This is a genomic window from Pseudomonas fluorescens (genome assembly GCF_900215245.1).
Classification (GTDB): Bacteria; Pseudomonadota; Gammaproteobacteria; order Pseudomonadales; family Pseudomonadaceae; genus Aquipseudomonas; species Aquipseudomonas fluorescens.
Window position 1 is genome coordinate 4,226,574 of record NZ_LT907842.1, and the last position, 25,688, is coordinate 4,252,261.

A 25,688-nucleotide genomic window follows, 5' to 3' on the forward strand; every position below is an offset into this window, starting at 1 on the left:
TAATCCTGCCCCGGCACCCTGTAATTAAAGGGGCCTGACCGGTCCGTGGTGTGTGGCGACAGCAGAGGAGGGGGGCAGGGCAGAGAAGTGTTGCCAGATACTCGCTGTACGACCTGGCAGGGGTCGTACAGCGATAGTTGCATTACTGGCGATACGACTTCAGGAAGTTGCCGATGCGACCGATGGCCATGTCCAGGTCATCTACGCGCGGCAAGGTCACCACGCGGAAGTGATCCGGCCACGGCCAGTTGAAGGCCGTTCCCTGGACCACCAGCAGCTTTTCCGAGAGCAGCAGGTCGAGCACGAACTTCTCGTCGTTGAGGATCGGGCACACTTTCGGGTCGATTCGCGGGAAGGCGTACAGCGCGCCCATGGGTTTTACGCAGCTGACGCCCGGAATTGCATTGAGCAATTCCCAGGTGCGGTTGCGCTGCTCCAGGAGGCGACCCTGGGGCAATATCAGGTCGTTGATGCTCTGGTAGCCACCGAGCGCTGTCTGGATCGCGTGCTGGCTCGGCACGTTGGCACACAGGCGCATATTGGCCAGCATGTCGATGCCCTCAATGTAGCTCTGGGCATTGTGCTTAGGGCCGGAGATGGCGACCCAGCCGGAGCGGAAACCCGCCACGCGGTAGGACTTGGACAGGCCGTTGAACGTCAGGCACAGCAGGTCCGGTGCCAGTGAACCCGTGCAAATGTGCACCGCGTCGTCGTAGAGGATCTTGTCGTAGATTTCATCGGAGAACACCACCAGGTTGTGCTGGCGCGCCAGTTCGAGCATGCCCAGCAACACTTCCTTGGAGTACACGGCGCCGGTGGGGTTGTTCGGGTTGATGATCACCAGGGCTTTGGTGTTCGGAGTGATCTTGGCCTTGATGTCGGCCAGGTCCGGGAACCAGTCGGCGCCTTCATCGCACAAGTAATGCACCGGGTGGCCACCCGCCAGCGTCACGGCGGCGGTCCACAGCGGGTAGTCGGGCGCCGGCACCAGCACTTCATCGCCATTGTTGAGCAAGGCCTGCATGGACATCACGATCAGCTCGGACACGCCATTGCCCAGGTAGATGTCTTCGATGCCGACACCTTCCACCTGCTTTTGCTGGTAATACTGCATCACTGCTTTACGTGCGCTGAACAGGCCTTTGGAGTCGCTGTAGCCCTGGGCGGTCGGCAGGTTGCGGATCACGTCCTGGAGGATTTCGTCCGGCGCTTCGAAACCAAACGGCGCCGGGTTGCCAATGTTCAGCTTGAGGATGCGATGGCCTTCCTCTTCCAGGCGTTTGGCGTGCTTGAGCACTGGGCCGCGAATGTCGTAGCAGACGTTGGCGAGCTTGTTCGATTTGCTGACCTGCATGGCGATGTGATCCTGAAAATGAACGATCCAGACGGTGTGGACACTACCGTACTGCGAATCCTGCGAGGCCTGCACCCATAAATACGTTTGAATGCCGATAGCGCGGGTGCCAGACTGACGTTTTGACGAGGCGCAATCATACGTGCCGCCTGATCCATGGAAAAGACACAGATCAGGGTTTTTCAGATGCCGAGGTGTACCGATGGAAAAGTTGCAGAAAACCGTTGATGAATGGAAGGCGATGCTCGACCCAGAGCAGTACAACGTGTGCCGTCTCAAGGGCACCGAGCGACCTTTCAGCGGTAAGTACAATGGCACCAAGACAGATGGCATTTACCACTGCATTTGCTGCAATGAGCCCCTGTTCGATTCCACCACCAAATTCGATTCCGGCTGCGGCTGGCCGAGCTTCTACGCGCCGATTGCCGACAGTGCGATGATCGAGATCCGTGATGTCAGCCACGGCATGATCCGTACCGAAGTCACCTGCGCCAAGTGCGATGCACACTTGGGGCACGTGTTCCCCGATGGTCCGCCGCCGACCGGCCTGCGCTACTGCATCAATTCGGTGTGCCTGGACCTGGTGCCACGCTAAGCCGTGAGCCGCCCCCGCCAAAGGTGCGGGGGCGATCCATGACGCGGTATTAGTCGGGTTAATTCAATTGCACGCAATTGAATTGCCTACTATCTTCCTGGCTCTTACCCCTTTTATTTCGAGGCGCCGCCATGAGTGACAACCTGCTGAGCATCCCGTGCACCACCATCAAGGGTGAGCAAAAGACCTTGGCCGATTTCGCCGGCAAAGCCGTTTTGGTGGTCAACACCGCCAGCAAATGTGGCTTTACCCCACAGTACAAAGGGCTGGAACAACTGTGGCAGCAGTACAAGGACCAAGGCCTGGTGGTGCTGGGATTTCCCTGCAACCAGTTTGGCAAGCAGGAGCCGGGCAACGAAGGCGCGATTTCCGAGTTCTGTGAGCTGAATTTCGGCGTCAGCTTCCCACTGTTCAAAAAGATCGACGTGAACGGCAGCGATGCCCACCCGTTGTTTGTGCAGCTAAAAAAACAGGCGCCCGGCCTGCTGGGCTCGAAGGGCATCAAGTGGAACTTCACCAAGTTCCTGATCGGTCGCGACGGTCAGGTGGTCAAGCGTTTTGCCCCGACCACCAAGCCTGAGGACTTGACCCAAGAGATCGAAGCCCTGCTCAAATGACCGACTTGCCCGCCGTGTCCCTGGCGCTCGACGACCAGCTGTGTTTCAAGCTCTATGCCGCGTCCCGCGCGGTGACGCGCGCCTACAAGCCGATGCTCGATCAGTTGGGCCTGACCTACCCGCAGTACGTGGCGATGCTGGTGCTGTGGGAGTGGCAGGACGCGACGCCGGCGCAACCCACGGTCAAAGCCCTGGGCGAGCGCTTGATGCTTGACTCCGGGACGCTGACGCCCTTGCTCAAGCGCCTGGAGCAGCTCGCGCTGGTGAAGCGTCAGCGCAGCACACGGGATGAACGTGAGATGCGCCTGAGCCTGAGTCCGGCGGGTGTGCAGTTGCGCGACCAGGCCCAGGCCTTGAAAGCCCGGCTGCTGTGCGACAGCGGCGTGGACCTGAACCAGGCCGACACCTTGCGCGACGGCCTGGACCAGTTGCTGGCGCAGATCAAAGGCTTGTCGTGTCAGGCACCCAGAGGTCCAGCAGGGCCTTGAGTTCTTCGCGGCGGAACGGCTTGGCCAGGTAGTCATCCATCCCCGCCGCCCGACAACGCTCGCGTTCTTCCGAGAGGGCGTTGGCGGTCAAGGCGACGATAGGCAGGTCCGGCCAGCGCCCGCTGCGGCGAATCTGCCGGCTGGCTTCGTAGCCGTCCATCACGGGCATATTGCAGTCCATCAACACCATGTCGAAGCGCTGTTCTTCAAGGAGCTTGAGGGCTTCGCCGCCGTGGGCGGCCACAATGACTTCGCATCCCAGCTTGCTGAGCATGCCCTTGGCCACCAACTGATTGACCGGGTTGTCTTCCACCAACAGGATGCGCGCCCGATGGGCGAGGGGCGCACTGTCCATTTGGATCGGGTCGAGGATCAGTTGCGCGTCGCTGCGCAGGTTGCGTTGCAGAATCTGATACAGCGCGTTGCGGCTCAGCGGGCGTGCCTGTTGCTGCAGGGGGGCAAGGGCGGCGACTTCCTCACTGGGCATGAAGTTGCCATAGGCGGTGACCAACAGAATGGGCGCGCTAATCCCCGGGCGCAGGCGGAACAGGCATTCTGGGCAATCGGTAATCAGCAGGTCGGGGGTTTGCCCGCTCAAATCATCGTCCTGGGAATAGCAGCGCGGTGCCAGCCCCCAATGGGGCAACAGCGTGGTGAGCAACTCTGTCAGGCCATTGCTGCCGCTGGTGATGACAATCACCTCACCTGCCAGGGGCGCGTACCGGGCGGCGGGCAAATGCATGGGCAGCGGCAGGTCAGCACAGAACTGGCTGCCAAAACCGACCTCCGAGCTGATACTCAGCCGGCCCTTCATGGCTTCACACAGGTTGTGGGTCAACGCCAACCCAAGTCCCGTTCCGCCAAACTGGCGTGTGATCCCCGCACCGGCCTGGGTGAAAGGCTGGAAGATCTTCACCTGCGCTTCCTGGGCAATACCGATGCCTGTGTCGCAGACCTCGATTTTTACCCGGCCATCCTGGGCGCTGAGGCGCACATCCACGCGGCCGAAGCGGGTGAACTTCAAGGCATTGGAAAGCAGGTTGCTGACGATTTGCCGCACACGCGTCGGGTCGCCTATTACCTGAGCGGGAAAGAGTGGGTCGATCAGGCAGGTTAACTCGACACTCGGCGCCGCGTTCTGCGACAGCAAGTTGGCGGTGTCTTCCACCAGGGAACCGAGATCAAACGGGATGCGCTCCAACTCCAGTTGGCCGGCGTCAAACTTCGACAGGTCGAGAATATCGTTGAGCAATTCCACCAAAACTTTGCCCGAGTCGTGGGCGATGGACAGCTGCTGGCGCTGTTCGGCGTTCAACGGGCTGTCCAGTGATAGCGCAATCATCCCCAGCAAACCATTGAGCGGCGTGCGGATCTCGTGACTCATATTGGCCAGGAACGCGGCGCGGGCCTGGGCCATACCCAAGGCGGTCAACTTTGCCGCTTCCAGCTCATCGTTGGATTGGCTCAAGCGTTGGTTGCTGGCCTTGAGCTCCAGGGTGCGTGCGGAGACGATATCTTCCAGTTGGCCCAGGTATTCGGTGAGGCGGTCCTCGGCGTGGCGGCGCTGCTCGATTTCGGTTTCCATATTGTCGAATTGCTGGTTGGCGACGTTGACCAATACGCCGATTTCATCGTTTTCGTGACCCGGTGGGCAATCCAGGCGGGCCTGCTTGCTGGTGCTCAGTGCGCGAATAATGCGCACCAGCGGCTGGGTCAACATCACGTAAAAGAGGCCCAGCAGGATCCCGGTCAGGAGCAGGCTGCGGGCGAACCCGTTTAGCAGGGTAATCTCGGCACGGTGCAGGAAACGGCTGCCAAAGGCGTAGGTGTCCACGTCCAGGCGGAGTACGCCGAGGGAATCACTGGGCATGTGGCTCAGGAACAGCCGGTCTTCAAACTCCCGGTTGGCGCCAAACAGAAAATCGCTGACAGGCCGATAAGCACTTTCCTTGCGCGGTCGATTCACGTCGGCCAGGACCACGCCATTGTTGTCGATCAATTGCGCGCGGGTAATCGCCGGGGAATGCAGCAGGCCCAGGGTCAGTTCCTGAGCGAGTTCAGCATCGATGTTGTAGGCGATACGCGAGGCTGGGTTATGGCTGATTTCGATCAGTGAGCGTATTTCACGGTTGATCGATGCGTCTTCGCTGGCATAATCAATGCCGATTTGGATCAGGCTGAGCAAGGTTCCCAACACGAAACCTACCAGCACAGTCAATCTGGCTTGTTTATAAGACAAGCGGTGGGCGAACTTGATATCCATCGAGTGTTGAACCACTTCACGTTTCCCTTCGCCCGGCAAGCATAGCTGAACATCCACAGGCTCTGGCTTGGCCGGCATGAATCGTTTTATACGCAGCCTTGTGCGGCCTGACGCAGGGTTGCCAATACGCCATCTTTTGCAAGAACTTGCCAGAGGAATAATCGTGGATTCTCGATTGAATGCCTTTCTTGAGCGCGCCGATGCGGTACTTGCTCGCCTGGAACCGTTGTTACCTGCGCCGCGCCAAGCCATCGACTGGAACCAATGCCTCGCGGCCCGTTGGCAGCGCGAAGGCCGCAGCGGCTTTTTGCTGCCCCTGGAAGTCAGCCTGGACATGCGTTTGTCCGATCTTATCGGCGTAGACAAACAGCGTGAACAACTGGCACGTAACACCCAGCAATTTCTCGACGGGCTGCCTGCCAACCATGCGCTGCTGTGGGGTTCACGCGGCACCGGTAAATCGTCGATGGTGCGCGCTTTGCTGGCCGAGCACGCCAGGGCGGGGTTGCGCCTGATTGAAATCGAGCGCGATCACCTGGCTGATCTGCCCCGCGTAGTCGAGCAACTGCTCAAGTTGCCGCAGCGTTTTATCCTGTTTTGCGACGACCTGTCTTTCGAGGCGGGCGAGGGCGATTACCGCGTGCTCAAAAGCGTGTTGGACGGCTCCCTGGAGCAGGCGCCGGAAAACGTGTTGCTGTATGCCACCTCCAACCGTCGTCACCTGGTGCCGGAAAACCAGAGCGACAATGACAACTGGAAGCGGGTGGACGGTGAGTTGCACCCCAGTGAGGCGGTGGAAGACAAAATCGCCCTGTCCGACCGTTTTGGCCTGTGGCTGTCGTTCTACCCGTTCAGCCAGGAGCATTTTCTGGATGTGGTCGAACACTGGATCGGCGAGCTGGCCAGCAAGGCCGGTTTGCAGTGGCAGCGCGATGAAGCCCTCGACATTCTTGCCGTACGCTGGGCCACCGGGCGTGGCAATCGCAACGGCCGTTGCGCGTATCAATTCGCCCGTTATTGGGTAGGACTCAAATTGCTGGAGCGTCAACCATGATCGATTTGCAACAGGCCGGCACCGGCCTGGATGGCTATGCCCTGTTATGTGCACAACTGGAATCGCTGCTGGCCGATGAACGTGACTTTATCGCCAACAGCGCTCAGTTCTCTGCGTTCCTGTTCAACCAGTTGGACGACTTGAACTGGGCCGGCTTCTACCTCAACCGCGATGAAGAGCTGGTGCTGGGCCCGTTCCAGGGCCAGATCGCTTGTGTACGCATTCCGTTCGGTCGTGGCGTGTGCGGCGCGGCGGCGGCATCCCGGCAAACCCAGCGGATTGAGGATGTACATGCGTTCCCCGGCCATATCGCCTGTGACAGCGCCTCCAACAGCGAACTGGTGGTGCCGCTGATCAAGGATGGCGTACTGATTGGCGTGCTTGACCTGGACAGCCCGTCGCTGGCCCGTTTTAACGAGCGGGACCAGGCGGGTATCGAACAACTGGCGGCGATTTTTCTACGCTTGACCGACTGCTGATCGGGGCGCAGAGGGTTGGCCTTGGTCATGGGCTATCCAGCTTATGGAGCTGCACCTGCAGTATCCTCTCCAGCTCCAGCATGAGTTTTTCCAGGGACTTCACCTCGACCTCGATCAGGGGGCGCTCATCGCGACGCGCACAGGCATGCTCCAGTGCTTCGCATTGCGCGGCCAGGGCGCATGCCTGGACGATGCGCGCGGCGCCCTTGATCTTGTGGGCTTGCTCAATGATGTCTTGGAGCGGTGCCTGTCTGGCCATCAAGCTCAGCAGGTCCTGGCGGTCATGGCGACTGCTGTCCAACAGCTCCTCCAGCAAGCGCCGGCTTAATTGCGGATCACCCCCGGTCAGTGCCTCGAGGCAGTCGAGGTCCACCCGCAGGACCGCCGATTGAGGTCTGATTCGGGCCAGTTGCTGCTCCAGCGCGGTGAGGCTGATGGGTTTGAACAGGCAGTCGTTCATGCCCGCTTGCGCACACCGCTGTTTCTCCTCGGGTTGGGCATTGGCAGTGAAACCGAGTATCACACAGGGCTCCTGTTGCTCTCGCTGCTCATATTCACGGATTGAGCGACTCAACTCATAGCCATTCATGACGGGCATGTTGCAGTCGGCTATCACCAGGTCGAAGCGCTCCTGACGCCAGGCCAGAAACCCGGCAGCACCTTGCTGGGCCGCCGTGAACTGATGCCCCAGATAACCCAGTTGCTGACACATCAGCAAGCGATTGGCCGGGTGGTCGTCGACCACCAGTACATTGAGAACCGGCGCGGCAGCGGGCGGCTGGGACTTGAGTTCTTCCTGTACCTCGTTTGGCTGCAGGCTCGTCATCTTCAAGCAGACCTGCACTTGAGTGCCCACCATGGGCACGCTGCTCAGGCTCAGTTGCCCCCCCATCATCTCGCACAGGCTGCGACAGATCACCAACCCCAGGCCGGCGCCACTCCTGGCCAGGTGTCCGGAGTTGTCGGCCTGGGCAAAGGGTTCGAACAGACGCGATTGATCGTCCCGGCTGATGCCGATGCCCGTGTCCTCGACCACCAGTTTCATCTGGATCTCGTTCGGCAGCGGCGTGGCTTGCACCTGCACCTTGATCTTCACCTGCCCGTGCTCGGTGAATTTGATCGCGTTGCTGACCAGATTCGACAGCACCTGCTTGAAGCGCAGCGGGTCGATCAGTACGGTGGTGTCGTCCAGGTCGGTGTCGAATTCGAGCAACAGGCGCAGGGTTTTCTGGCGGGCCAAGCCATCGAACACGCGCACCACCGACTCGATCACTTCCCGTAGATTCACGCGCTCAGGCGCCAGGCTCAGGCGGCCGGACTCGATGCGCGCAATGTCGAGGATGTCGCCAATCAGCTCCAGCAAGTCCTTGGCCGAGTTGTAGGCCACCTCGATAGCCGGGCGATCAAGATGGCCTTGGTCGGCACGCTTGAGGGTCAGTTCCAACATCCCGATCACCGCATTCATCGGCGTGCGGATTTCATGGCTCATGGTCGCGAGAAAGGTGCTTTTGGCTCGGTTTGCCTCGTCGGCGCGTTCCTTGGCAGCACGCAGTTCGTCGAACAGTTGGCGCCGGTCACTGATGTCGATCCAGCCGCCGATAACGCCCTGAACTTCGCCGTCCGAGTCGCGATAGGGAAGAATCCAGTGGTAGATCGTCAGTTTCTTCCCGTGAATATGCAGGGAGCGATCGAGGATCAGCGGGTTACCTTCCGCGACCACCCGTTGGTAGTCGGCGTGGTACTGCGCCGCCTCCGACTCCAGAGCCATGTCCATTTGCACCACGCTCTTGCCAATCACTTCCTCGCGTTTGACCCCGAACACTTGCAGGTAACTGTCATTGCAGGTTTGCAGCAGGCCCTTGCGGTCGCGTACGTAAATCGGGTGCGGCGTCTCATTGACCAATGCGCGCATGAACTCGAATTGGTCGTTGAGGGCCCGTTCGGCCATCTTCCGGTGTTTGATCTGGCGGCGCATGTAGGCGTTCCAGGTCAGGGAAATCAGCAGCAACAACCCCGTACCGATGATGATTTGTGCAATCAACTCGTGGTAATTGCGCCAGTAGCTGTCGGAGGCGGGTGTGTAACCCCGCCAGCGGCTGTTGATCACGCCCATTTCGTCCGGGGAAATACTCAGCAGTGCCTTGTCCAGGATTGAACTCAGCTCGACGGCGCGGCGCGGCGTCGCCAGGGCGAAAGTCGCTGGAAGGGTGCCGATGCTGGCGCTGATCTGTAGTTTGTCCTGGAACACCTGGGAGGACAGAAAGTAGTTGGCGATGACCAATGAATTCACCGCACCGTCCACGTTGCCCTGGGCCAGCATTTCCGATGCCTTGAAGGTGTCACTGACTTCCACCAGGAGAATCCCCGGGAATTCCTGTTGCAGGATTTTTTCCAGCGGGTTTCCCATGGTGATTGCCAGGCGCTTGCCCGCCATCTGCTCCAGGCTCGAGGGGGCGTTGGGCTCCTTGCGAGTCAGCAGGACATAGGAGTTTTCCAGGTAGGGACGACTGAAACTGAGTTGGGCCTCCCGCTCGGCGCTGGGCACGATAGCGCCGATGATGTCGGCTTGGCCCGAGGTGACCCGCTCTATCATCGTGTTGACCTCGCGAATTCGCTGGATTTCGAAACGCAAGCCCGTCCGCAGGCGAATCAGTTCCAGCAGGTCGGCGGTGATGCCGCGAAAATTGCCGTCGGCATCGAAGAACGTCAGCGGCGCGAAGGTCTCATTGACCACGACTTTGACGACCGGGTGCTCTTTCAACCAGCGTTCTTCACGTTGGGTCAGTTGCAGTTTTTTGTCGGTCAGCAGGATATCGCTGCCGGCGCTCCAGCGCTTGGCGATGCTGTCTCGCTCATTCATGGGAACGGCCGCCAGTATCGAATCGACGATGCTGAGCAGAATCTGCTGGTCCTGGCGCAGCGCAAAACTGAAACCATAGGCTTCATGCTTGCCGAAATTCGCCATGCGGACGTTCTTCAGATAGCCCTTGTTGATCATGTAATGGGTGGAGATGGTGTCCCCCAGAAACACATCCGCCTGATCAAAGGCCACTGCATTCAAGGCGTTTTGATACGAGGGGAAGGCGCGGATATCCGCCTGCGGGTACAACTTTTCCACTTCGCTCAGCGGCAGGTAATGGTAGACGAGGCTCAGGCGCAGCCCGGCCAGGCCATCGCTCAAACTGCGCGTTTCCTCTTCGCGGGTCACCAGTACCGGCTGATCTACTGCGTACGGCTGCGACAGGATGAAATTCGGGTTGGCGGCCTCAAAGCCGTTGGAGGAACCCAGCAGGTCAATTTCACCTTTTTCCAGGGCGCGAATCGAGGCTTCCCGCGTGGGGTAGCTCAATACCTTGATAGGCAGGGCCATGGCTTTGGCCAGGAGCCCGGCGTAATCGGCGGTCAGGCCTTCATAGTCGCGGCCGCTGGAGGTCAGGTCGAAGGGTGGGTAATCGGGTGCCGAGGTGCCCAGCACCAGCTCGCGTTTGTTCAGCAACCACTGGCGCTGAGCCTTGTCCAGTTGAGTATCCAGTTGAACGGTACCCGCGCGGCTCAATAAGGTGAAGTTTTCCGGACCCGGTTGTGGGGTCGCGGGCACAGTAGTGCTCAGGCACATACCGGCAATTAATACAATCAGATAGTCCTTTATACGCCTGGGCATCCGCTTTCTCACACTAGCGCGTTTCGTTTTGCCATCTCGATAAGTTCTACCAAGGATTTGGCTTTAAGTTTCTGCATCAGCCTTTTTTTGTAAGTGCTTACTGTTTTGTTACTTAGAAACATACCTTTGGCGATTTCCTTGTTGGTGCGCCCCTGTGCGAAGAGTTGCAATACCATCAGTTCCCGGTCGTTCACTGCCTTGAACAGTTCAAGTTCCAAGGCATCCTTACCGTCGGTGCCATTGCTATTCAATGCCTGGCTGGGAAAGTAATTGTAACCGGACAACACCGCGCGAATGGCGCTCAGCAGTTCGCTCAGGTCACCCTCCTTGCACACGTAGCCATCTGCGCCGGAGCGCATGCAACGCGTGGCGAACAACGTCGGACTCTGGGCGGTAAGAATCAGGGTTTTCATGGATGTGTTCATGGCGTTGAATCGGCAGAGCACTTCGAGGCCGTCGAGTTTCGGGATGCTGATATCCAGGATGATCAGGTCCGGCAGGCATTCGCGAACCATTTGGATCGCGTCACAACCGTTGTCCGTTTCACCAACGACCTTATAACCCTCGTGTTCCAACAACATACGAATCGCCAACCTGATAACGGGGTGGTCATCAATGATAAAAACTGTGTTCATAATCATATTCCATGCAAGTGCAAATAAAGCGGGCACATTAGCTCAGAAGATGAGGGAGTAGGATGAACCTAGGGGGGAGTAGATATAAAACAGGAGAATTCCTACAGAAAAAGAGGTAACTGCCTACCCTTCATTAAGGCTTTGCGCCGTCGGATCTAAGCAAAGTTTGAATCAGTACGCTCAGCGCTGGGGCGACAGGTTCAGCAAGGGTTTTCAGACGAATTTCCGATCGCTGAACAGCGTTTAAAGTCGATTTTTTAGAGAGGGAATATTGGCGCGATCAACCTTGCAAGTTCGTCTTTATTCAGGGGCTTCATTAAATAGCCAAGCAGTGGCAGGCCACGTTGCAGGGCTTGTGTTGTCAGGGTGGACAGTTCGGTTGCCGCCAGCCCGCTCAGTAGAATGGCGCTGCTTATGAAGTGACGGCGGTTGGCAATTTCCACCAGTTCCAGCCCGGGTAGATCAGGCAGGCATTGGTCACACAGCAGGAGGTCAAACGGAGTCGTGGCGCTGGACATCGAGCGAATCGCCTGTTCGGCATTTTCTGCAAGGGTCAGGTGCTCGAAGCCGAAGCTTTTAAGCAGGCATTGAGTGGCCAGGAGCTGAAAGGGATGATCCTCCACCAACAGGATTCGAAGACGGGGTAGGGGCATAGAAGGCACAGGGCTCATTCAGAAGGGGCGGGGCGTAGCAAGTCCGCCAGAAGCGTGCGCGATTATTCCTCGAGCTTGTGTGCGAATTCGATCAGGCCGCTCTGTTCCCGTCGTAGGCAAATTCTGTACGGGAAGCAGGCGGCGTGATCAACATGTTCACTGCGGGCTGGAACGTCCGGTCATCTCCCGCGCCATCTCGGTGGCGTAGCTGTCAGTCATGCCGGCGATAAAGTCGATCATGCGTAAAAACGACGCGTGCAGCGGCCAGGCCGGGTTTGGCGCGCTGTTGCCCAGCAAGTCGAGGATGCGCCGGTTCTTGAACGACGGCGTGCGCCCGCCATGCTGTTCCAGTGCCGCACCGCAAAAGGCGTTCAGGAGGATTTCCAAGGTGGTGTAGGCGCCGATTTCGTGCAGGGTTTTGCGCTTGTCCTGGAAGATTTTTTTACGCGCCATGTCCTTGGCATCCAGCACGCAGCGCTTGGCGGGGCCGTGCATGTGCTCCACCAGGTCACCGGGCAGCGTGCCGGCGAGCAACGCGTCTTGCTGTTCGACAAAGGCCCGCGCGGCGGCATTGGTCAGGTGCTCGATCGCCTTGCCGCGCAGGATCGCCAGCTTTCGCCGACGAGAGTCCTCCGGGCCCAGTTGCCGGTAAGTCTGGGGTAAATCGTCACCCACCAGGTCGAGCAGCAACGACTCCACCTCGGCATATTCCAGCAACTCCATTTCCAGGCCGTCTTCGAGGTCAATCAAGGCGTAGCAGATATCGTCTGCTGCCTCCATCAGGTAAACCAACGGATGACGTGCCCAGCGTTGTTCTTCCAGCTGCGGGAGGCCGAGTTTGTGGGCGATCTGCTCAAGGATCGGCAGCTCGCTCTGGTAGCAGCCAAACTTATGTTTTTTGTAGCCCAGGGAATCCGCGTGACGAGCGGTCCACGGGTATTTCAAATAGGTACCAAGGGTGGCGTAGGTCAGCCGTGTGCCGCCGTCGAACTGGTGGTATTCCAGCTGGGTCAGTACCCGAAACCCCTGGGCATTGCCTTCGAAGTTGAGGAAGTCATTGCGCTCGGCAGTGCTCATGTCATCCAGCCAGCCGCGTCCGGCCGCCTGTTGAAACCAGTGGCGAATGGCATCTTCACCGGAGTGCCCGAACGGCGGGTTGCCGATGTCATGGGCCAGGCAGGCCGATTGCACCACCATGCCCAGGTCGCTCGGTTCACACCAGTCGGGCAGGGCGCTACGCAGGGTTTCGCCTACGCGCATGCCGAGGGAGCGGCCGACGCAGCTGACTTCCAGGGAGTGGGTCAGGCGAGTATGGATATGGTCATTGCTCGATACCGGGTGCACTTGTGTCTTGCGGCCCAGTCGGCGGAATGCGCCGGAGAAAATAATACGGTCGTGATCCTTGTGAAACGGGCTGCGGCCGAGTTCTTCGGGGCTGTGCAGGGGCTTTCCAAGACGTTCGCGTGTCAGCAGGGTGGGCCAATCCAAGGCGGGTACTCTCCGTACGGTGAATGACCCTCCCAGCTTCCCGGTTCAGCGTGGCCTCGGCAAGCGAAAATCTACAGCCCGACTGCATCGATATCGATTAACAGCAAGCGCTGGCCGTTATCGAAGAATTGTCCGGCGGTCAGGCAATACTGATTGGTGGTGGCGTCGCGGTAGGTCGACGAGAGCGTCAGGCGTCGTTCTTCCCAACCTTCGGCGAGCAGATGATAGAAGTACGGGCGCCACGACCAGTTGTGGCCCAGGTAGCGGCTGTCAGCCTGCCAGGCGTCCTGGCGCCATTCGAAGTTGGGGGTGAGTTGGGTGCCATGGCGGTCGCACTGATAAAAGCGCAGCAGCCAGGGGAAGTCCGGCAATTGGGGTAATTGATTCAGCGGCGCGCGGCACTGGGCCCAGGTTTGCAGGATTCTCATCAGTTCGACCAATTGCAGGCGCAACTGCATCAAGCGGCCACGCTCTGCGAGTTTGTGCTGGACGTACACCGTGCGCAGGCGAGCAAATCGCGGCACGAAGGCATCGGCTGCAAACCATTCCAGCTGCGCCTGAGCAAACAAGTAACCCTGCACATACCGCGCGCCGCATTCCAGGGCGAAACTCAATTGCGCCTCGGTTTCCACGCCTTCGGCGATGATCCAGCATCCGGTCTTTTCCGCCATTTGCGCCAGCGCCCTGACGACGTCACTGCTCGGCCCGCCTTTGGCGGCTTCCTGGAACAGGCGCATGTCCAGCTTGAGAATATCCGGTTGCAGTGCCAGTACGCGGTCGAGTTGGGAATAGCCGGCACCAAAGTCATCAATGGCGATTCGCGCACCCGCGTTGCGATAACGCACCACGACGTCGGCCAGACGCTGGATGTCGCCTCCTAACTCGGTGATCTCAAACACGATGCGCCGCGGATCGATGCCGTAGGCGTGTACCTGTTTCAAACTCGGCAAGGCTTGGCCCGGGCGCAGGCGATTGATCCAGCGTGGCGAGATGTTCAGGCTGAGAAACCAGTCTTCGGGTGCTTCATGAAGGCGGCTTAACGCATTGTCGCGGATTTGTCGGTCGAGGCTGCGCAAGGTCATGCCGGGCGTGCGCGGGTCAGCAAACAGCGGGCCCACGGACAGCAGGCGGCCATCCGCCTGGCGCAGGCGGCCGAGCGCCTCTACACCCGCAATGCGGCCGGTGGCGGTGTCGATAAACGGTTGGAAGCAGGCAAGCGGTTGCCCGTCGATCACGGGGCCTCCTTAAGAGAGCTGGCAAAAAAAGGCCCGGCCCTCATGTTCGAGGGCCGGGCCGATTCTGTTTGCAAGAATGCAGCCAGCGGGGTTCAACCTTTGCGCGAGGCACCTTGCATGGCCAATTTAATCAGCGGGATCAAACCGGCGCCCAGCCGCACCAGGCGCGTCAGGCTACTGATACTGCCGCCTTTGGCGCCCTTGCCGGTGAAAAAACCCATCAGTGTCACCGCGGCCACGCCCCACAGCGGCGCGTGCTTGATGCCCAGGCTGTCCTGCCAGTTGTGGCGTAGATCGCGCACCTTGTTCAGGGGCGCCATCAGTTGCTGGGACTCGTGACGGATTTCCTGGCGGTGCATTTCCATGCGCAGGCGAATCAGCGCCTTGCGCATTTCCCGGCGCGAAGCGGTGTGTGGAATTTCAGTCATGCTCATGGCAGCAGGCGCTCCCGGTCGTTGGCCAGTTCTTCAAGGGTGGCATGGAACGGCGTGGACTCATCGAATATCGCCGCCTTCAAGCGCACTCCGCAGAACGCTGCGGCCAGCGAATAGAACACACACAGGCTAATGATCCCGGTGATACGGTAGGTGTCCCACACCAGAATCATCACCAGCGCCGACAGCCCCACCAACAGCAGCAGAGCAAACACCAGTGCCAGGCCCGCGAACAGCAGCAGGCTCACCGTGCGTGATTTCTGCTCTTGCAACTCGATGCCAAATAACTCGACGTGGCTGTGCAGCAAGCCCAGAACGGCCGCGCCCAGGCGTCGGGAGGTGGAGCTTGAGCTCGTGGACGAGCCGGATTCGCCGATAGCCATAATGTTAGCGCCTTGTAGCCAGCAGACCGATCAGAAAGCCAACACCGGCGGCAATGCCCACCGACTGCCAAGGGTTGGCCTGCACGTAATCTTCCGTTGCCGTGACAGCCGCCGCGCCGCGTTCGCGCAGGGAGTCTTCGGTCAGTTGCAGGGTTTCGCGGGCCTTGAGCAAGCTGTCGTGGATCTTGGTGCGCAGCTCATCGGCCTGGTCACCGGCCAGCACGGCGGTGTCGTCGAGCAACTTTTCAGTGTCACTGACCAGGGTTTGAAAATCCGCCATCAGTATCTCTTGAGCAGTCTTTGCAGTTCTTCTGGCCATGGTTATCTCCGTGATTGGCTGATCGGTACGTGTGGTTTCGAGTCACAGGCTTCTGTGAAGGTTCAGTTCAATTGTCTGGTACAGCTTTTGCTTTGCCTTGGTGCGCATGCCCGGGGCGTGCGCTGAATATGGGCGGCCTGAGGCGAATGCCTTGAAAAACCTTACCCTAAATCAATGAAACTCGCGGAAAAACCCTGTCGGTAATGGCTTGTTGCGGTATTCGCTGCGCTAAAGCGGTTCACGCCCTCTGAAGAGGTGCGGGACTGGTGGTGCCAATTTAGTGCGCGAAACCCTGGCTTGAACCGCTTTGGTGCTTTTTGCCTTTAATGCAGGCCTGCCAACCTCCATGGAAAATTTGCAAAGCGCAGTGGACACATTAGTCCACAGTTCCAACACCCTGTTTATTCTGATTGGCGCGGTCATGGTGCTGGCCATGCACGCCGGTTTTGCGTTCCTGGAAGTCGGCACCGTGCGCCAGAAAAACCAGGTCAACGCCCTGTCGAAGATCCTCAGCGACTTCGCCATCTCGACCTTGGCTTATTTCTTTATAGGCTATTGGATCTCCTACGGCGTGAGCTTTATGCAACCGGCGGCGGTCATCAGTGCCGATCACGGCTACGGCCTGGTGAAGTTTTTCTTCCTGCTGACCTTCGCTGCGGCGATCCCGGCGATTATTTCCGGTGGCATTGCCGAGCGTGCAAAGTTCGCTCCTCAGCTGTGTGCCACCGCGCTGATCGTGGCATTTATCTACCCGTTTTTTGAAGGCCTGGTGTGGAACGGTAATTTCGGCCTGCAAGCCTGGTTGCTCGCCACCTTTGGTGCCAGCTTCCATGACTTCGCCGGTTCCGTGGTGGTACACGCCATGGGCGGTTGGCTGGCGCTGGCGGCGGTGCTGCTGTTGGGCCCGCGTAACGGGCGCTATCGAGAAGGGCGCCTGGTGGCATTTGCGCCGTCGAGCATTCCCTTCCTGGCGTTGGGTTCGTGGATCCTCATTGTCGGCTGGTTCGGCTTTAACGTGATGAGCGCGCAGACCTTGAATGGCGTCAGCGGCCTTGTCGCCGTCAACTCGCTGATGGCCATGGTTGGCGGCACGGTTGCTGCCCTGGTGATCGGCCGCAATGACCCTGGCTTCCTGCATAACGGTCCGCTGGCCGGGCTGGTGGCGATTTGCGCCGGTTCCGACTTGATGCACCCTGTGGGCGCGCTGGTCACTGGTGTCGTCGCCGGTGGTTTGTTCGTGTGGTTCTTCATCGCCGCCCAGGATCGCTGGAAGATCGATGACGTGCTGGGTGTGTGGCCCCTGCATGGTTTGTGCGGCGTGTGGGGCGGTATCGCGTGCGGCGTCTTCGGCCAGACCGCCCTTGGCGGCTTGGGCGGCGTGAGCCTGATCAGCCAGTTGATTGGCACCGCGCTGGGGGTGGTGGTGGCGCTGGTCGGCGGCCTGTTGGTGTACGGCGTGATCAAACGCGTGCACGGGCTGCGCCTGAGCCAGGAGCAGGAGTACTACGGCGCTGACCTGTCGATCCACAAGATCGGCGCGGTCAGTCAGGATTGATCGGCTCGTCGGTCCGCGGGTAGAAACCGTGCAGTAGGCGATAGCGGTTACGCCGCACCTCGTCGACCCGCGCCTGCACCTGTTCGTCCGAAAGCCCCAGCAGGATCAAGGCGTGGGAGGCGAGCATCAGGCTCGACTCCAGCAGTTCGGGCACCACTTCGCTGGCGCCGGCGGCTTTCAGTTCCGTCAGTTGGCTGTCGTCACGGGTACGCACCAGAATCGGCACGTCCGGATTGATCCGGCGTGCCTCCGTCAATACCACCAGTGCGACATCGCTGTTATCCACCGCGATCACCACCAGCCGTGCGCGTTCCAGGCCGACCGCACTCAGCAAGGCCCCACGGCGACAGTCACCGTAGTGCACGTTGCGGTCTTGCGTGGCGGCTCCCTGCACCTGCGCCGGGTCATCATCCAGTGCAATAAACGCCTGTTGCTCGCGGTGCAGAAAGCGCCCGATGGATTGCCCGACGCGGCCGTACCCGCAAATCACTGCGTGGCCGCTCAATTGGGCGTTGAGCGCGGTGATTGCTTCCAGGTGCACCTGCTGGTTGGGCTTGCGGTGCAGGCGCAGGGCAATCGTTGGTGCCGCGCGCAGCAGCAGCGGGGTCAGCAGCATCGAGCAGAAGGTGGCAGCGAGCAGCAGGCCGTTGAACGCTTCGGGTATCAGCCGGCTGTGTTGCATTTGCGCCATCAGCGCAAAACAGAACTCGCCGCCCTGGGCCAGGGCCAGGCCACTGCGCCAGGCGGTTTCACTGTCGCTGCCACGCAGTTTGACCAACGCCGCTACCACCAGGGCCTTGATCAGCATCAGTGCAAGGGTCAGGCCGAGGATCAGCAGGCTATGGCTGACGAACAGCTGCAGGTCGATGAGCATGCCGATGCTGACAAAAAACAGCCCGAGCAGAATGTCGCGAAACGGCCGGATGTCGGCTTCGATCTGATGCCGGTAATGGCTTTCGCCCAACAGCATGCCCGCCAGGAACGCGCCGAGGGCAGGCGAGAGTCCCAGTAGGTGCGTGAGCCAGGCGGTCAGCAATACGATCACCAGCGCCAATAGCACAAACAGCTCTGCTGAACGGGACGCCGCGACTTCGTGAAACAGGCGGGGCAATAACCAGCGACTGGCGAACAGCAAGCCGACGAACAACAGCACGGTTTTGCCCAGCGTCAGCGGCAACGCCCAGTACCACGCCTGGTCGCTGTTACCGGCAAATACCGGCACCAAGGTGAGCAGCAGCACGGCCACTACATCTTGGAACAGCAACACGCCAATCGCATTCTGGCCATGGCTGCTGAAGATTTCCCCGAGGCTGGTCAGCTCCTTGCTGACGATGGCCGTGGAGGACAACGCCAACCCGGCACCCAGCAGCAGAGCGACGCCTGGCGCCAGGCCAAACGCCATCAGCAGGCCTCCCAGCAGCACACCGCAGCCCAGTACCTGCAAGCTGCCCAGCCCGAAAACCACGCTGCGCAAGGCGAACATCTTGGTAAGGGAAAACTCCAGCCCAAGGGAAAACAGCAGGAATACCACCCCCAACTCGGCGAGGTCCGGCAGGTCTTCACTGTCATTCACCCAGTCCAGCGCGGTGGGCCCCACGGCCAGGCCCACGCACAGGTAGCCCAGCACGGGCGGCAGCCGCAGCCGGCGAAACAGCGCAATCACCACCAGGGATGAGGCCAGAATGATCAGCAGGTTGGCGAACACAAGCATCTCCATTGCGGGGTGAACGGGCAAAAAGCCGCGAGAATCGCTGAATCAGTTATACGTCATGGTGACCTGGGTCAGGTCTTTTGTCGGCAGTCGGATTTCATCGGGCAAGCCTGCTCGCCACAGGTATTGGGCGGGCTTAGAATGATGACCTACTTACTGATCGGGTCCCGTCGCCATGTTTCCTGAATGCCAGCTGCTCGGCACCGTGGGTTGCCATCTTTGTGAGATAGCCGAAGCCGAAATCATGCCGCTCGTCGAAGGAGGGCTGCTGGTGGAACTGGTTGATATCACTGAGCCCGTTGATCTCACCGAAGTCTATGGCCTGCGGATTCCGGTGCTTCGCCGTGTGGATACAGGGGCTGAATTGGATTGGCCATTCGACCCTGAGCAGATTGTTGCCTTCCTTCGTTAAGCGTTATCCGATAGCGGGTTACCAATTATTACGTTACTGTATGCCTGTACAGTGATTGAGTAGAGGGATCGCCCGTGGTGAATGTTGAACAATTAAAAAGCAGCGTCAATCGCATGTCTGCCGATGTCGTGCGCGACGCGGTGAACGAGCTGCGCCTGGATGGCCTGGTCACGGAAGGCAAGACGCCGTTTAACAAAGTGCATTTCAATACCTGCTTCGCCGAAATCGAGGCCTTGTTCCAGCGCGCCGGTTACCACAAGCAGTTGGATGTCGTGGGTTACCAGGGCTTGTTGTACGCGCTGTACGATCCCGGCCGTTGGGAAGCGGTGGACGTGCTGCGCTGGCTCAAGGAGTTCACCGACGCCGCCAGTGCCTCGCCGATCCTGCGGGCCGAATTGGCAAAGGCCTGAGATCCGCCCTAGGCTCAATCCCGCTCCATGCGGGATAATGCCTGCCTGATTTTCCAGGCTCCGAGCATTGTCATGTCCACATCCGGTTTTTCCGCGTCCCAGCACCAAGCCAGTACGTTGTATTTGCCACCTGGCCCTTGGGCGACAGTGCTGGATTGCCTGTGCGAGCATTTTCCGGCGATCAGCCGTGAACACTGGCTGGACCGCATCGCGCGAGGCCGTGTGCTCGACATCAACGGTCACCCGATCAACCTCGGCCTGGCCTACAAGGAAGGCCTGTGCATTTATTACTTTCGTGAAGTACCGAATGAGAAGGTGATCCCGGTACAGGAAACTATCCTGTACGCCGACGAACATTTGGTCGTGGCCGACAAGCCGCATTTTCTGCCGGTAACGCCTGCTGGCGAATACGTCGAGCAAACCCTGTTGCGCCGCCTGATTCGTCGTCTGGATAACCCCGCGCTTGTTCCCTTGCATCGCATCGACCGGCATACGGCCGGGCTGGTGCTGTTCTCGGCCAACCCGCAAAGCCGTTCGGCGTATCAACAGCTGTTTCCTACGCGGCGCATCGACAAATTCTACGAAGCCATTGCCCCGGCTTTGCCGAACCTGACGTTCCCCAGGGTGCACAAAAGCCGCCTGGTGGATGGCGAGCCGTTCTTCCGTATGCAGGAAGGGCCGGGCGCCAGCAATACCGAAACGGCCGTGGAAGTGCGCGAAAAAAATGCCGACTTGTGGCGCTACGGCCTGTTCCCCGTAACGGGCAAGAAGCACCAGTTGCGCGTGCACATGACTGCGCTGGGGGCGAGTATCTGCAATGACCCGTTCTACCCCGACGTGATCAAGGACGCCGAGGACGACTACGCCAACCCGCTCAAGCTGCTGGCTCAGGGCGTGCGGTTTATCGACCCGGTCACAGGTGAACAACGCGATTTCCGCAGCCAGATTACCCTCGACTGGTAACCCCCGGAAACGACAAGGCCCGCGCGAGGCGGGCCTTGTTGGCAAACGCTAAGACTTACAGGTCTTTAACGGTGCGAACCTGATCTTTGTTGATGCGGGTTTGCTTGCCGTCAAGTTGTTCGAACTCATAGAAGCCCGAAGCCTTGTCGTATTTAGGGGTATCGACGGCCTGGATTTCGCGACCGTCATTCAGGGTGATCACTGTAGGCGAGGCGCAACCGGCGAGAGTGGCGAGGCCCAGTGCAAGCATGAGAGCGGCGATGGTCCGTTGAGTCATGAGTGTGTCTCCGAAAGAATTCTTTTAAACAACTGACCTTGTGACGCGCGCGGCGCCGACAAAGTTCCTTGTGCGAGGTTCATTCTGACACGCCGAAGCCTGGGTGTAACAGCTCAGGTGTATTCAGGTTGGCCAGCCGCGGGTCTTCGGCCGGGCATTGCAGGCCCACGCCACCCAGTTGCAAGAGGATCCTGCGCGGGCTGCGTTCACCGGCGTCCCATGCCCGTTTTACCTCAATGTGCAGGTGAGTCGGGATGATACAGATCAAGGGTTCCCAGAACTCACCCTGGCGCACCATCACCGGCAGCAGCGGGTTGTGGCGTGCAGTCTCACGCAGGTCGGTGAGCAGCCCCACGTCGATGTTCGGTACATCACACGGCAGTATCAACAAATGCTCACGCTGTGCGACCGCCAAGCCAGCGAGGATGCCTGCCAGCGGGCCGGGGAAGTCCGGGCTGTCGTCGCTCACTAACTGGTCGGCATACGGTGCGTACCGTTCATGGTTGCGGTTGCAGGAGATAATCAGGTCATCCGTCAGCGGCCGGGCCAGGCGCTGCAAGTGCGCAATCAGCGGCTGCCCGTGCCACTGCAACAGGCCTTTGTCCTGGCCGCCCATGCGTTGGCCACGGCCACCGGCCAGCAGCAAAATCGAACAGGGCAGGGGCGAAGAATCAACAGACATGGCGGTTCCGCTGCGGCAGGTAAATGGGGCCCTGTGATATAACATCGGGCTGTTCCTTCGACAACTGGACCGAGCCATGAACGCCAAGGCTGATGCGCCCTTCGTAGCCCTGAATATTGCTGTACTGACCGTCAGCGACACCCGCACCCTGGACACCGACACCTCGGGCCAGGTCTTCGTCGACCGCCTGACCGCCGCTGGCCACAACCTGGCTGAGCGCGTGCTGCTCAAGGACGACCTCTACAAAATTCGCGCCCAAGTCGCCCACTGGATCGCCGAAGACGTGGTGCAAGTGGTGCTGATCACCGGCGGCACCGGCTTCACCGGCCGCGACAGCACGCCCGAAGCGGTGAGCTGCTTGCTGGACAAGCAAGTCGATGGGTTCGGTGAACTGTTTCGCCAGATCTCGGTGGCCGACATCGGCACCTCCACCGTGCAATCGCGCGCCCTGGCCGGCCTGGCCAATGGCACGCTGGTATGCTGCCTGCCGGGTTCGACCAACGCGGTGCGCACGGGCTGGGATGGCATCCTCGCCGAGCAATTGGATAACCGCCACCGCCCGTGCAACTTCGTGCCCCACCTGAAGCAGGCCGAACCCTGCGAATCCCGTGGATAAGCCGGGTAAAACCGGCGCTTTGCTGCCGGTGGAAGACGCGCTGCGCCAACTGCTGGACATGGCCGAAGCCGCACCGATCCGTGATCAGGAAGTGTTGCCTCTGGGCGAGTGCGATGGCCGTGTGCTGGCGCACGACCTCATCTCCACCCTCGATCTGCCGCCCTGGCCCAACAGCGCCATGGACGGCTACGCCGTGCGTCTGTCGGACTGGAAGGGCGAGCCATTGCCCGTCAGCCAGCGCATCTTCGCCGGCCAGGCGCCGCAGCCATTGGCGAGCGGCACGTGTGCGCGCATCTTTACCGGCGCACCGGTGCCCGAAGGTGCGGACTGTGTAGAGATGCAGGAAAACGCGGTGGTCCACGCCGACGAGCGCGTGAGTTTCACTGAACCCTTGCACGTCAACCAGAACATCCGCCCCCAAGGCCAGGAAACCACCGTCGGCGAGTGGGTGCTAACCGCCGGTACCCGGCTCGGCCCGATTGAGCTGGGCCTGGCTGCGTCCCTTGGCCGTGACCGTCTGAGTGTGGTGCGCCGCGTGCGCGTGGCCGTGCTGTCCACCGGTGATGAACTGATCGAACCGGGTTTGCCGCTGGGGCCGGGGCAAATCTACAACAGCAATCGCCGTGTGCTGTGCAGTTGGCTTGCGCGGATGGGCTGTGAAGTGATTGATGCCGGGATTCTGCCGGATGATCTGGAAAAAACCCGCACGCGCCTGGCCGATCTGGGCAGTGTCGACCTGATTTTGTCCACCGGTGGTGTGTCGGTGGGCGAAGCGGACTTCCTCGGCATCGCCCTGCGCGAAGAGGGCGAGCTGGCCTTGTGGAAGCTGGCGATCAAACCCGGCAAGCCGCTGACCTTCGGCCATTTTCGTGGTGTGCCGGTGATCGGCCTGCCGGGCAACCCGGCCTCCACCCTGGTGACGTTTGCGCTGCTGGCACGCCCTTATCTGCTGCGCCGCCAAGGCGTGCAGGACGTGGCGCCGCTGCGTTTCGAAGTGCCGGTGGGGTTCGTCTGGCCCAAGCCGGGCAACCGCCGCGAGTACCTGCGCGGGCGTATCGAGCAGGGCAAAGCGGTCATCTATCGCAACCAAAGCTCAGGCGTGCTGCGCAGCGCGGCATGGGCCGAGGGGTTTGTCGAGGTGCTGGAAGGGACGACGTTGGCCTTGGGGGACCGAGTCAACTTCATCCCCCTGAGTGAAGTCTTGAACTGACAATAGAGAGCTAAATGTGGGAGCTGGCTTGCCTGCGATGGCGATGTGTCAGCTTGCTTATCTGGAACAGGTGTACCGCTATCGCAGGCAAGCCAGCACCCACATTTTGGATTATGTATCTCTGAGACTTTTCAGTAGTCGTCGCCACGCTCTGTCACATCCCGCTCCACCGGTTCGGCATTCGGGTCATACCCGACCGGGAACTTGCCTTTGAGTGTCCAGGCAAACGCAATGATCTCCGCCACCGTGCGGTACAACTCCTCCGGGATACTGTCGCCCAATTCCATGCGCGCCAGCAGCTTCACCAGCTCGGCGTTCTCATAGATCGGCACTTCATTCTCCCGCGCCAACTTCAAAATGGCTTCGGCCAGGGCATCGTCGCCCTTGGCTGTCAGGGTCGGCGCTTGCTGGCCGTCGTACTTGAGGGCAATCGCCTGGCGTGGTGGGGTTGGGTTTTTCATGCGGTTTCATCCACCCAGCGTTGCTCCAGTCCGGTGCGTGGCCCGCGTGGCGGGGTGCCGAGGTGGCAATCCAGGTCGCCGACGTTCAGACCCGAGGTCACCAGGCGCTCGCGTAGGCTGCCTAAATGGCTTTCAATCAAACTCGCCGTATAGGGCCGAGTCGCCCACAACTGGCTGGACAGTTTGCCCTGTGTCAGTTGCGCCTGAACCTGCAGCGGCCCCAGCGGCTCCATGTCGAACGCCAGCTCGACGCGCCAGAGCATCTGCTTGGGGTCTTTTTTGTCTTTGCGTTCGGGCTGGTCCTTGTCTGGCGTGGGTTCTTCGCGTTGGAACTTGACCTGCAAGGGCACGATGTCCTGCAAGGTGCGCATGGGGATTTCCAGCTGCCAGGTGGTCTGCAGTCGACCATCGGCCGTGGTGCCGGTCTGCTCCAGGCTCGACAGCTGGTGGCTCTGCAAGCGTGAAATCGCCCCGGCGGCCAGGCGCAGCAGGTTTTCCAGGTCGCCTTCGCCCTCCAGGCGCTGCATCAACCGATCCGGCAGCGGAAACCCTGCAGGTGCTTGCCGGGCGCTGATCTGGCCGAGCGTACTCAGCGGGTTGCGCACAAAGTTCGGCAGCACCTGGGCCAAGGTATTGGCGGCGAGGATGGCGTTGAGGTGGGTGCCGGTGGGCAGGGCCGGCACCAGGTCGGCGACCAGGCGCAGCAGGGCGCCTTTCATGTCCAGCGGGGGGATTTGCGGGTTTTGCCCGACCAGCAGCTTGGCTTCAAGAAACGCGCCGCTGTTCTGTACCAATTGCGCCAGGACCTTGGGATTGCTGACCTGTGCCAGGTCTGGCAGGGCCGCCAGCAAACGCGCGGCGGCGGCGCGCAGGTCGCTGGAGGTGCTGTCATCAGCGGGCAAGTTTTGCAAGGCAGTAAACACCACGTCCAGCGAACCCTGGCGACTTTGCTGGGTCGAGAGTTGTTGCGCGACGGCCAATTGATCCTTAAGCCCGCTTAACGGCACGAAATTCAAGGTTTGCGCATTCTGCACCACGGCGCTGAGCAAGCTGCCGACCCGCAGTGGCTGTGGGCTTTCCAGGGTCAGCGTCGTTCCGGCGAGGGCGTTATTGAGCACCGTCACCAGCGAGCGATAGATCGCCGGTTGCGTCGCGCCCTGTGGCAGCATCTGGGTGGTCAGCACTTTGGCCTGCAGCAGCGTGCCCTCTGGCATTTGCGTGGTGTCGATACGGGTGAGGGCGGCCACATTGGCACTCAAGGCTTGCTGCAAGGTAATGGTCAGGTTGCCTGTTGGCGTCTGGCTCACCGCCACGTTGCTGCCCAGCGGCAATGGCTGCGCGCTGCTGGCTTGCACCAGGGTCTGGCGGCCGCCTTCGAGGGTCAACTTGAGCAACAGTTGAAACGCGTCGCCGCCTTGTTTAAGCGCAATCACCTCGGCGTTTGCGGTTTTCCCAGGGTCGATCAAGCCGGTCTGCGGTTCCAGCAGTTTGAGCAACTCACCGGTCGGGGGCAACGGGGCTGGCCCGGTGGCCGGGGCAGGAGGCAGCGTAGGAAGGTTGATCTCACCGGTCATCGTGCGCGTCGTCTCTGGGGAAATTGCCCTCTTTAGAGTAGGGCATCACATGTATAATGCCGCCCGTCTGCAAAGAGAGCGGTAAAAACCTCACAACTATTTGATCCAGCTCTCTAAAATCGGTCGCCAAAGCCGTTATTGTGCATCTCTCTATAACGG

26 protein-coding genes are annotated in these 25,688 nt (G+C 60.1%); 11 read left to right on the top strand and 15 right to left on the bottom strand.

Annotation, left to right across the window (positions count from 1 at the left end; genetic code table 11):
- Nucleotides 1-142: 142 nt before the first annotated feature.
- Nucleotides 143-1,354 carry a pyridoxal phosphate-dependent aminotransferase gene (locus CPH89_RS19825; protein WP_053255164.1) on the bottom strand — a complete coding sequence of 404 codons (1,212 nt, stop codon included), beginning with the start codon at nt 1,352-1,354 and terminating at the stop codon, nt 143-145.
- Nucleotides 1,355-1,556: 202 nt separating this feature from the next.
- Between CPH89_RS19825 and msrB the strand changes: the two genes are divergently transcribed.
- From msrB to CPH89_RS19840, 3 genes are all read left to right on the top strand, one after another.
- The gene (msrB, locus tag CPH89_RS19830; protein WP_053255165.1) at nt 1,557-1,949 is read left to right on the top strand and encodes a peptide-methionine (R)-S-oxide reductase MsrB; all 393 of its coding nucleotides are present in this window, start codon (nt 1,557-1,559) and stop codon (nt 1,947-1,949) included.
- 131 nt (nt 1,950-2,080) lie between these two features.
- Nucleotides 2,081-2,566 (top strand): glutathione peroxidase, encoded by a 486-nt coding sequence (locus CPH89_RS19835; protein ID WP_053255166.1) that lies wholly within the window; start codon nt 2,081-2,083, stop codon nt 2,564-2,566.
- Nucleotides 2,563-3,054: a MarR family winged helix-turn-helix transcriptional regulator gene (locus tag CPH89_RS19840; RefSeq protein WP_053255167.1), complete on the top strand. Its 492-nt coding sequence runs from the start codon at nt 2,563-2,565 to the stop codon at nt 3,052-3,054. The genes CPH89_RS19835 and CPH89_RS19840 overlap by 4 nt, the downstream gene beginning before the upstream one ends.
- On the opposite strand, the gene CPH89_RS19845 is transcribed toward CPH89_RS19840, so the two are convergent.
- The gene (locus tag CPH89_RS19845; RefSeq protein WP_053255359.1) at nt 3,008-5,317 is read right to left on the bottom strand and encodes a hybrid sensor histidine kinase/response regulator; all 2,310 of its coding nucleotides are present in this window, start codon (nt 5,315-5,317) and stop codon (nt 3,008-3,010) included. The two genes, CPH89_RS19840 and CPH89_RS19845, sit on opposite strands and share 47 nt — an antisense overlap.
- A 163-nt stretch (nt 5,318-5,480) precedes the next feature.
- On the opposite strand from CPH89_RS19845, the gene CPH89_RS19850 reads away from it, so the two are divergent.
- The gene (locus tag CPH89_RS19850) at nt 5,481-6,371 is read left to right on the top strand and encodes an ATP-binding protein (protein WP_053255168.1); all 891 of its coding nucleotides are present in this window, start codon (nt 5,481-5,483) and stop codon (nt 6,369-6,371) included.
- On the top strand, nt 6,368-6,850 hold the full coding sequence (locus tag CPH89_RS19855) for a GAF domain-containing protein (protein WP_053255169.1): 483 nt from the start codon (nt 6,368-6,370) through the stop codon (nt 6,848-6,850). Before CPH89_RS19850 ends, CPH89_RS19855 begins: the two co-directional genes overlap by 4 nt.
- 25 nt (nt 6,851-6,875) lie before the next feature.
- Here the strand turns inward: CPH89_RS19855 and CPH89_RS19860 are convergent, their stop codons facing one another.
- The 8 genes from CPH89_RS19860 to CPH89_RS19895 all read right to left on the bottom strand — a co-directional run bounded on the left by CPH89_RS19860 (nt 6,876) and on the right by CPH89_RS19895 (nt 15,658).
- Nucleotides 6,876-10,511, bottom strand: coding sequence for a transporter substrate-binding domain-containing protein (locus tag CPH89_RS19860; protein ID WP_053255170.1), 3,636 nt, complete (start codon nt 10,509-10,511; stop codon nt 6,876-6,878).
- 8 nt (nt 10,512-10,519) lie between these two features.
- A complete protein-coding gene (locus tag CPH89_RS19865; protein WP_053255171.1) occupies nt 10,520-11,146 on the bottom strand; it encodes a response regulator transcription factor in 627 nt (208 codons plus the stop codon).
- A 257-nt stretch (nt 11,147-11,403) separates the two neighbouring features.
- Nucleotides 11,404-11,799 carry a response regulator gene (locus tag CPH89_RS19870; RefSeq protein WP_053255172.1) on the bottom strand — a complete coding sequence of 132 codons (396 nt, stop codon included), beginning with the start codon at nt 11,797-11,799 and terminating at the stop codon, nt 11,404-11,406.
- A gap of 156 nt (nt 11,800-11,955) precedes the next feature.
- Complete coding sequence (locus tag CPH89_RS19875) at nt 11,956-13,287, bottom strand: deoxyguanosinetriphosphate triphosphohydrolase (RefSeq protein WP_053255173.1); 1,332 nt, start codon at nt 13,285-13,287, stop codon at nt 11,956-11,958.
- A gap of 71 nt (nt 13,288-13,358) precedes the next feature.
- Nucleotides 13,359-14,522, bottom strand: a complete 1,164-nt coding sequence (locus CPH89_RS19880) for an EAL domain-containing protein (RefSeq protein ID WP_053255174.1) — start codon at nt 14,520-14,522, stop codon at nt 13,359-13,361.
- A 92-nt stretch (nt 14,523-14,614) separates the two neighbouring features.
- Nucleotides 14,615-14,956 carry a hypothetical protein gene (locus CPH89_RS19885; protein ID WP_053255175.1) on the bottom strand — a complete coding sequence of 114 codons (342 nt, stop codon included), beginning with the start codon at nt 14,954-14,956 and terminating at the stop codon, nt 14,615-14,617.
- Complete coding sequence (locus CPH89_RS19890; RefSeq protein WP_053255176.1) at nt 14,953-15,339, bottom strand: phage holin family protein; 387 nt, start codon at nt 15,337-15,339, stop codon at nt 14,953-14,955. Before CPH89_RS19890 ends, CPH89_RS19885 begins: the two co-directional genes overlap by 4 nt.
- Nucleotides 15,340-15,343: 4 nt before the next feature.
- Nucleotides 15,344-15,658, bottom strand: coding sequence for an ElaB/YgaM/YqjD family protein (locus tag CPH89_RS19895; RefSeq protein WP_053255177.1), 315 nt, complete (start codon nt 15,656-15,658; stop codon nt 15,344-15,346).
- A gap of 346 nt (nt 15,659-16,004) precedes the next feature.
- Here CPH89_RS19895 and CPH89_RS19900 point away from each other — a divergent pair, with 346 nt between their 5' ends.
- A complete protein-coding gene (locus tag CPH89_RS19900) occupies nt 16,005-17,213 on the top strand; it encodes an ammonium transporter (protein WP_053255360.1) in 1,209 nt (402 codons plus the stop codon).
- Here the strand turns inward: CPH89_RS19900 and CPH89_RS19905 are convergent.
- Nucleotides 17,200-18,924 carry a cation:proton antiporter gene (locus CPH89_RS19905; protein WP_139372199.1) on the bottom strand — a complete coding sequence of 575 codons (1,725 nt, stop codon included), beginning with the start codon at nt 18,922-18,924 and terminating at the stop codon, nt 17,200-17,202. The genes CPH89_RS19900 and CPH89_RS19905 overlap by 14 nt on opposite strands.
- Nucleotides 18,925-19,099: 175 nt before the next feature.
- On the opposite strand from CPH89_RS19905, the gene CPH89_RS19910 reads away from it, so the two are divergent.
- The 3 genes from CPH89_RS19910 to CPH89_RS19920 all read left to right on the top strand — a co-directional run bounded on the left by CPH89_RS19910 (nt 19,100) and on the right by CPH89_RS19920 (nt 20,709).
- Nucleotides 19,100-19,336: a glutaredoxin family protein gene (locus CPH89_RS19910; protein ID WP_053255179.1), complete on the top strand. Its 237-nt coding sequence runs from the start codon at nt 19,100-19,102 to the stop codon at nt 19,334-19,336.
- A gap of 74 nt (nt 19,337-19,410) precedes the next feature.
- Nucleotides 19,411-19,746 carry a hypothetical protein gene (locus CPH89_RS19915; RefSeq protein WP_016978478.1) on the top strand — a complete coding sequence of 112 codons (336 nt, stop codon included), beginning with the start codon at nt 19,411-19,413 and terminating at the stop codon, nt 19,744-19,746.
- 72 nt (nt 19,747-19,818) lie between these two features.
- Complete coding sequence (locus CPH89_RS19920; protein ID WP_053255361.1) at nt 19,819-20,709, top strand: pseudouridine synthase; 891 nt, start codon at nt 19,819-19,821, stop codon at nt 20,707-20,709.
- A gap of 55 nt (nt 20,710-20,764) precedes the next feature.
- On the opposite strand, the gene CPH89_RS19925 is transcribed toward CPH89_RS19920, so the two are convergent.
- Together CPH89_RS19925 and mobA are read right to left on the bottom strand one after the other, a co-directional pair.
- A complete protein-coding gene (locus CPH89_RS19925; protein WP_017136187.1) occupies nt 20,765-20,986 on the bottom strand; it encodes a YgdI/YgdR family lipoprotein in 222 nt (73 codons plus the stop codon).
- Nucleotides 20,987-21,065: 79 nt separating this feature from the next.
- Complete coding sequence (gene mobA, locus CPH89_RS19930) at nt 21,066-21,668, bottom strand: molybdenum cofactor guanylyltransferase MobA (RefSeq protein ID WP_053255180.1); 603 nt, start codon at nt 21,666-21,668, stop codon at nt 21,066-21,068.
- 76 nt (nt 21,669-21,744) lie between these two features.
- Between mobA and moaB the strand changes: the two genes are divergently transcribed.
- Together moaB and CPH89_RS19940 are read left to right on the top strand one after the other, a co-directional pair.
- Nucleotides 21,745-22,284, top strand: a complete 540-nt coding sequence (gene moaB, locus CPH89_RS19935; RefSeq protein ID WP_053255181.1) for a molybdenum cofactor biosynthesis protein B — start codon at nt 21,745-21,747, stop codon at nt 22,282-22,284.
- The gene (locus CPH89_RS19940; RefSeq protein WP_053255182.1) at nt 22,277-23,494 is read left to right on the top strand and encodes a molybdopterin molybdotransferase MoeA; all 1,218 of its coding nucleotides are present in this window, start codon (nt 22,277-22,279) and stop codon (nt 23,492-23,494) included. The genes moaB and CPH89_RS19940 overlap by 8 nt, the downstream gene beginning before the upstream one ends.
- Nucleotides 23,495-23,625: 131 nt before the next feature.
- Here CPH89_RS19940 and CPH89_RS19945 read toward each other — a convergent pair whose 3' ends face one another.
- Together CPH89_RS19945 and fliK are read right to left on the bottom strand one after the other, a co-directional pair.
- Nucleotides 23,626-23,955 (bottom strand): EscU/YscU/HrcU family type III secretion system export apparatus switch protein, encoded by a 330-nt coding sequence (locus CPH89_RS19945; RefSeq protein WP_053255183.1) that lies wholly within the window; start codon nt 23,953-23,955, stop codon nt 23,626-23,628.
- Nucleotides 23,952-25,529 carry a flagellar hook-length control protein FliK gene (fliK, locus tag CPH89_RS19950; RefSeq protein WP_053255184.1) on the bottom strand — a complete coding sequence of 526 codons (1,578 nt, stop codon included), beginning with the start codon at nt 25,527-25,529 and terminating at the stop codon, nt 23,952-23,954. Before fliK ends, CPH89_RS19945 begins: the two co-directional genes overlap by 4 nt.
- Between the last annotated feature and the right edge of the window lie 159 nt (nt 25,530-25,688).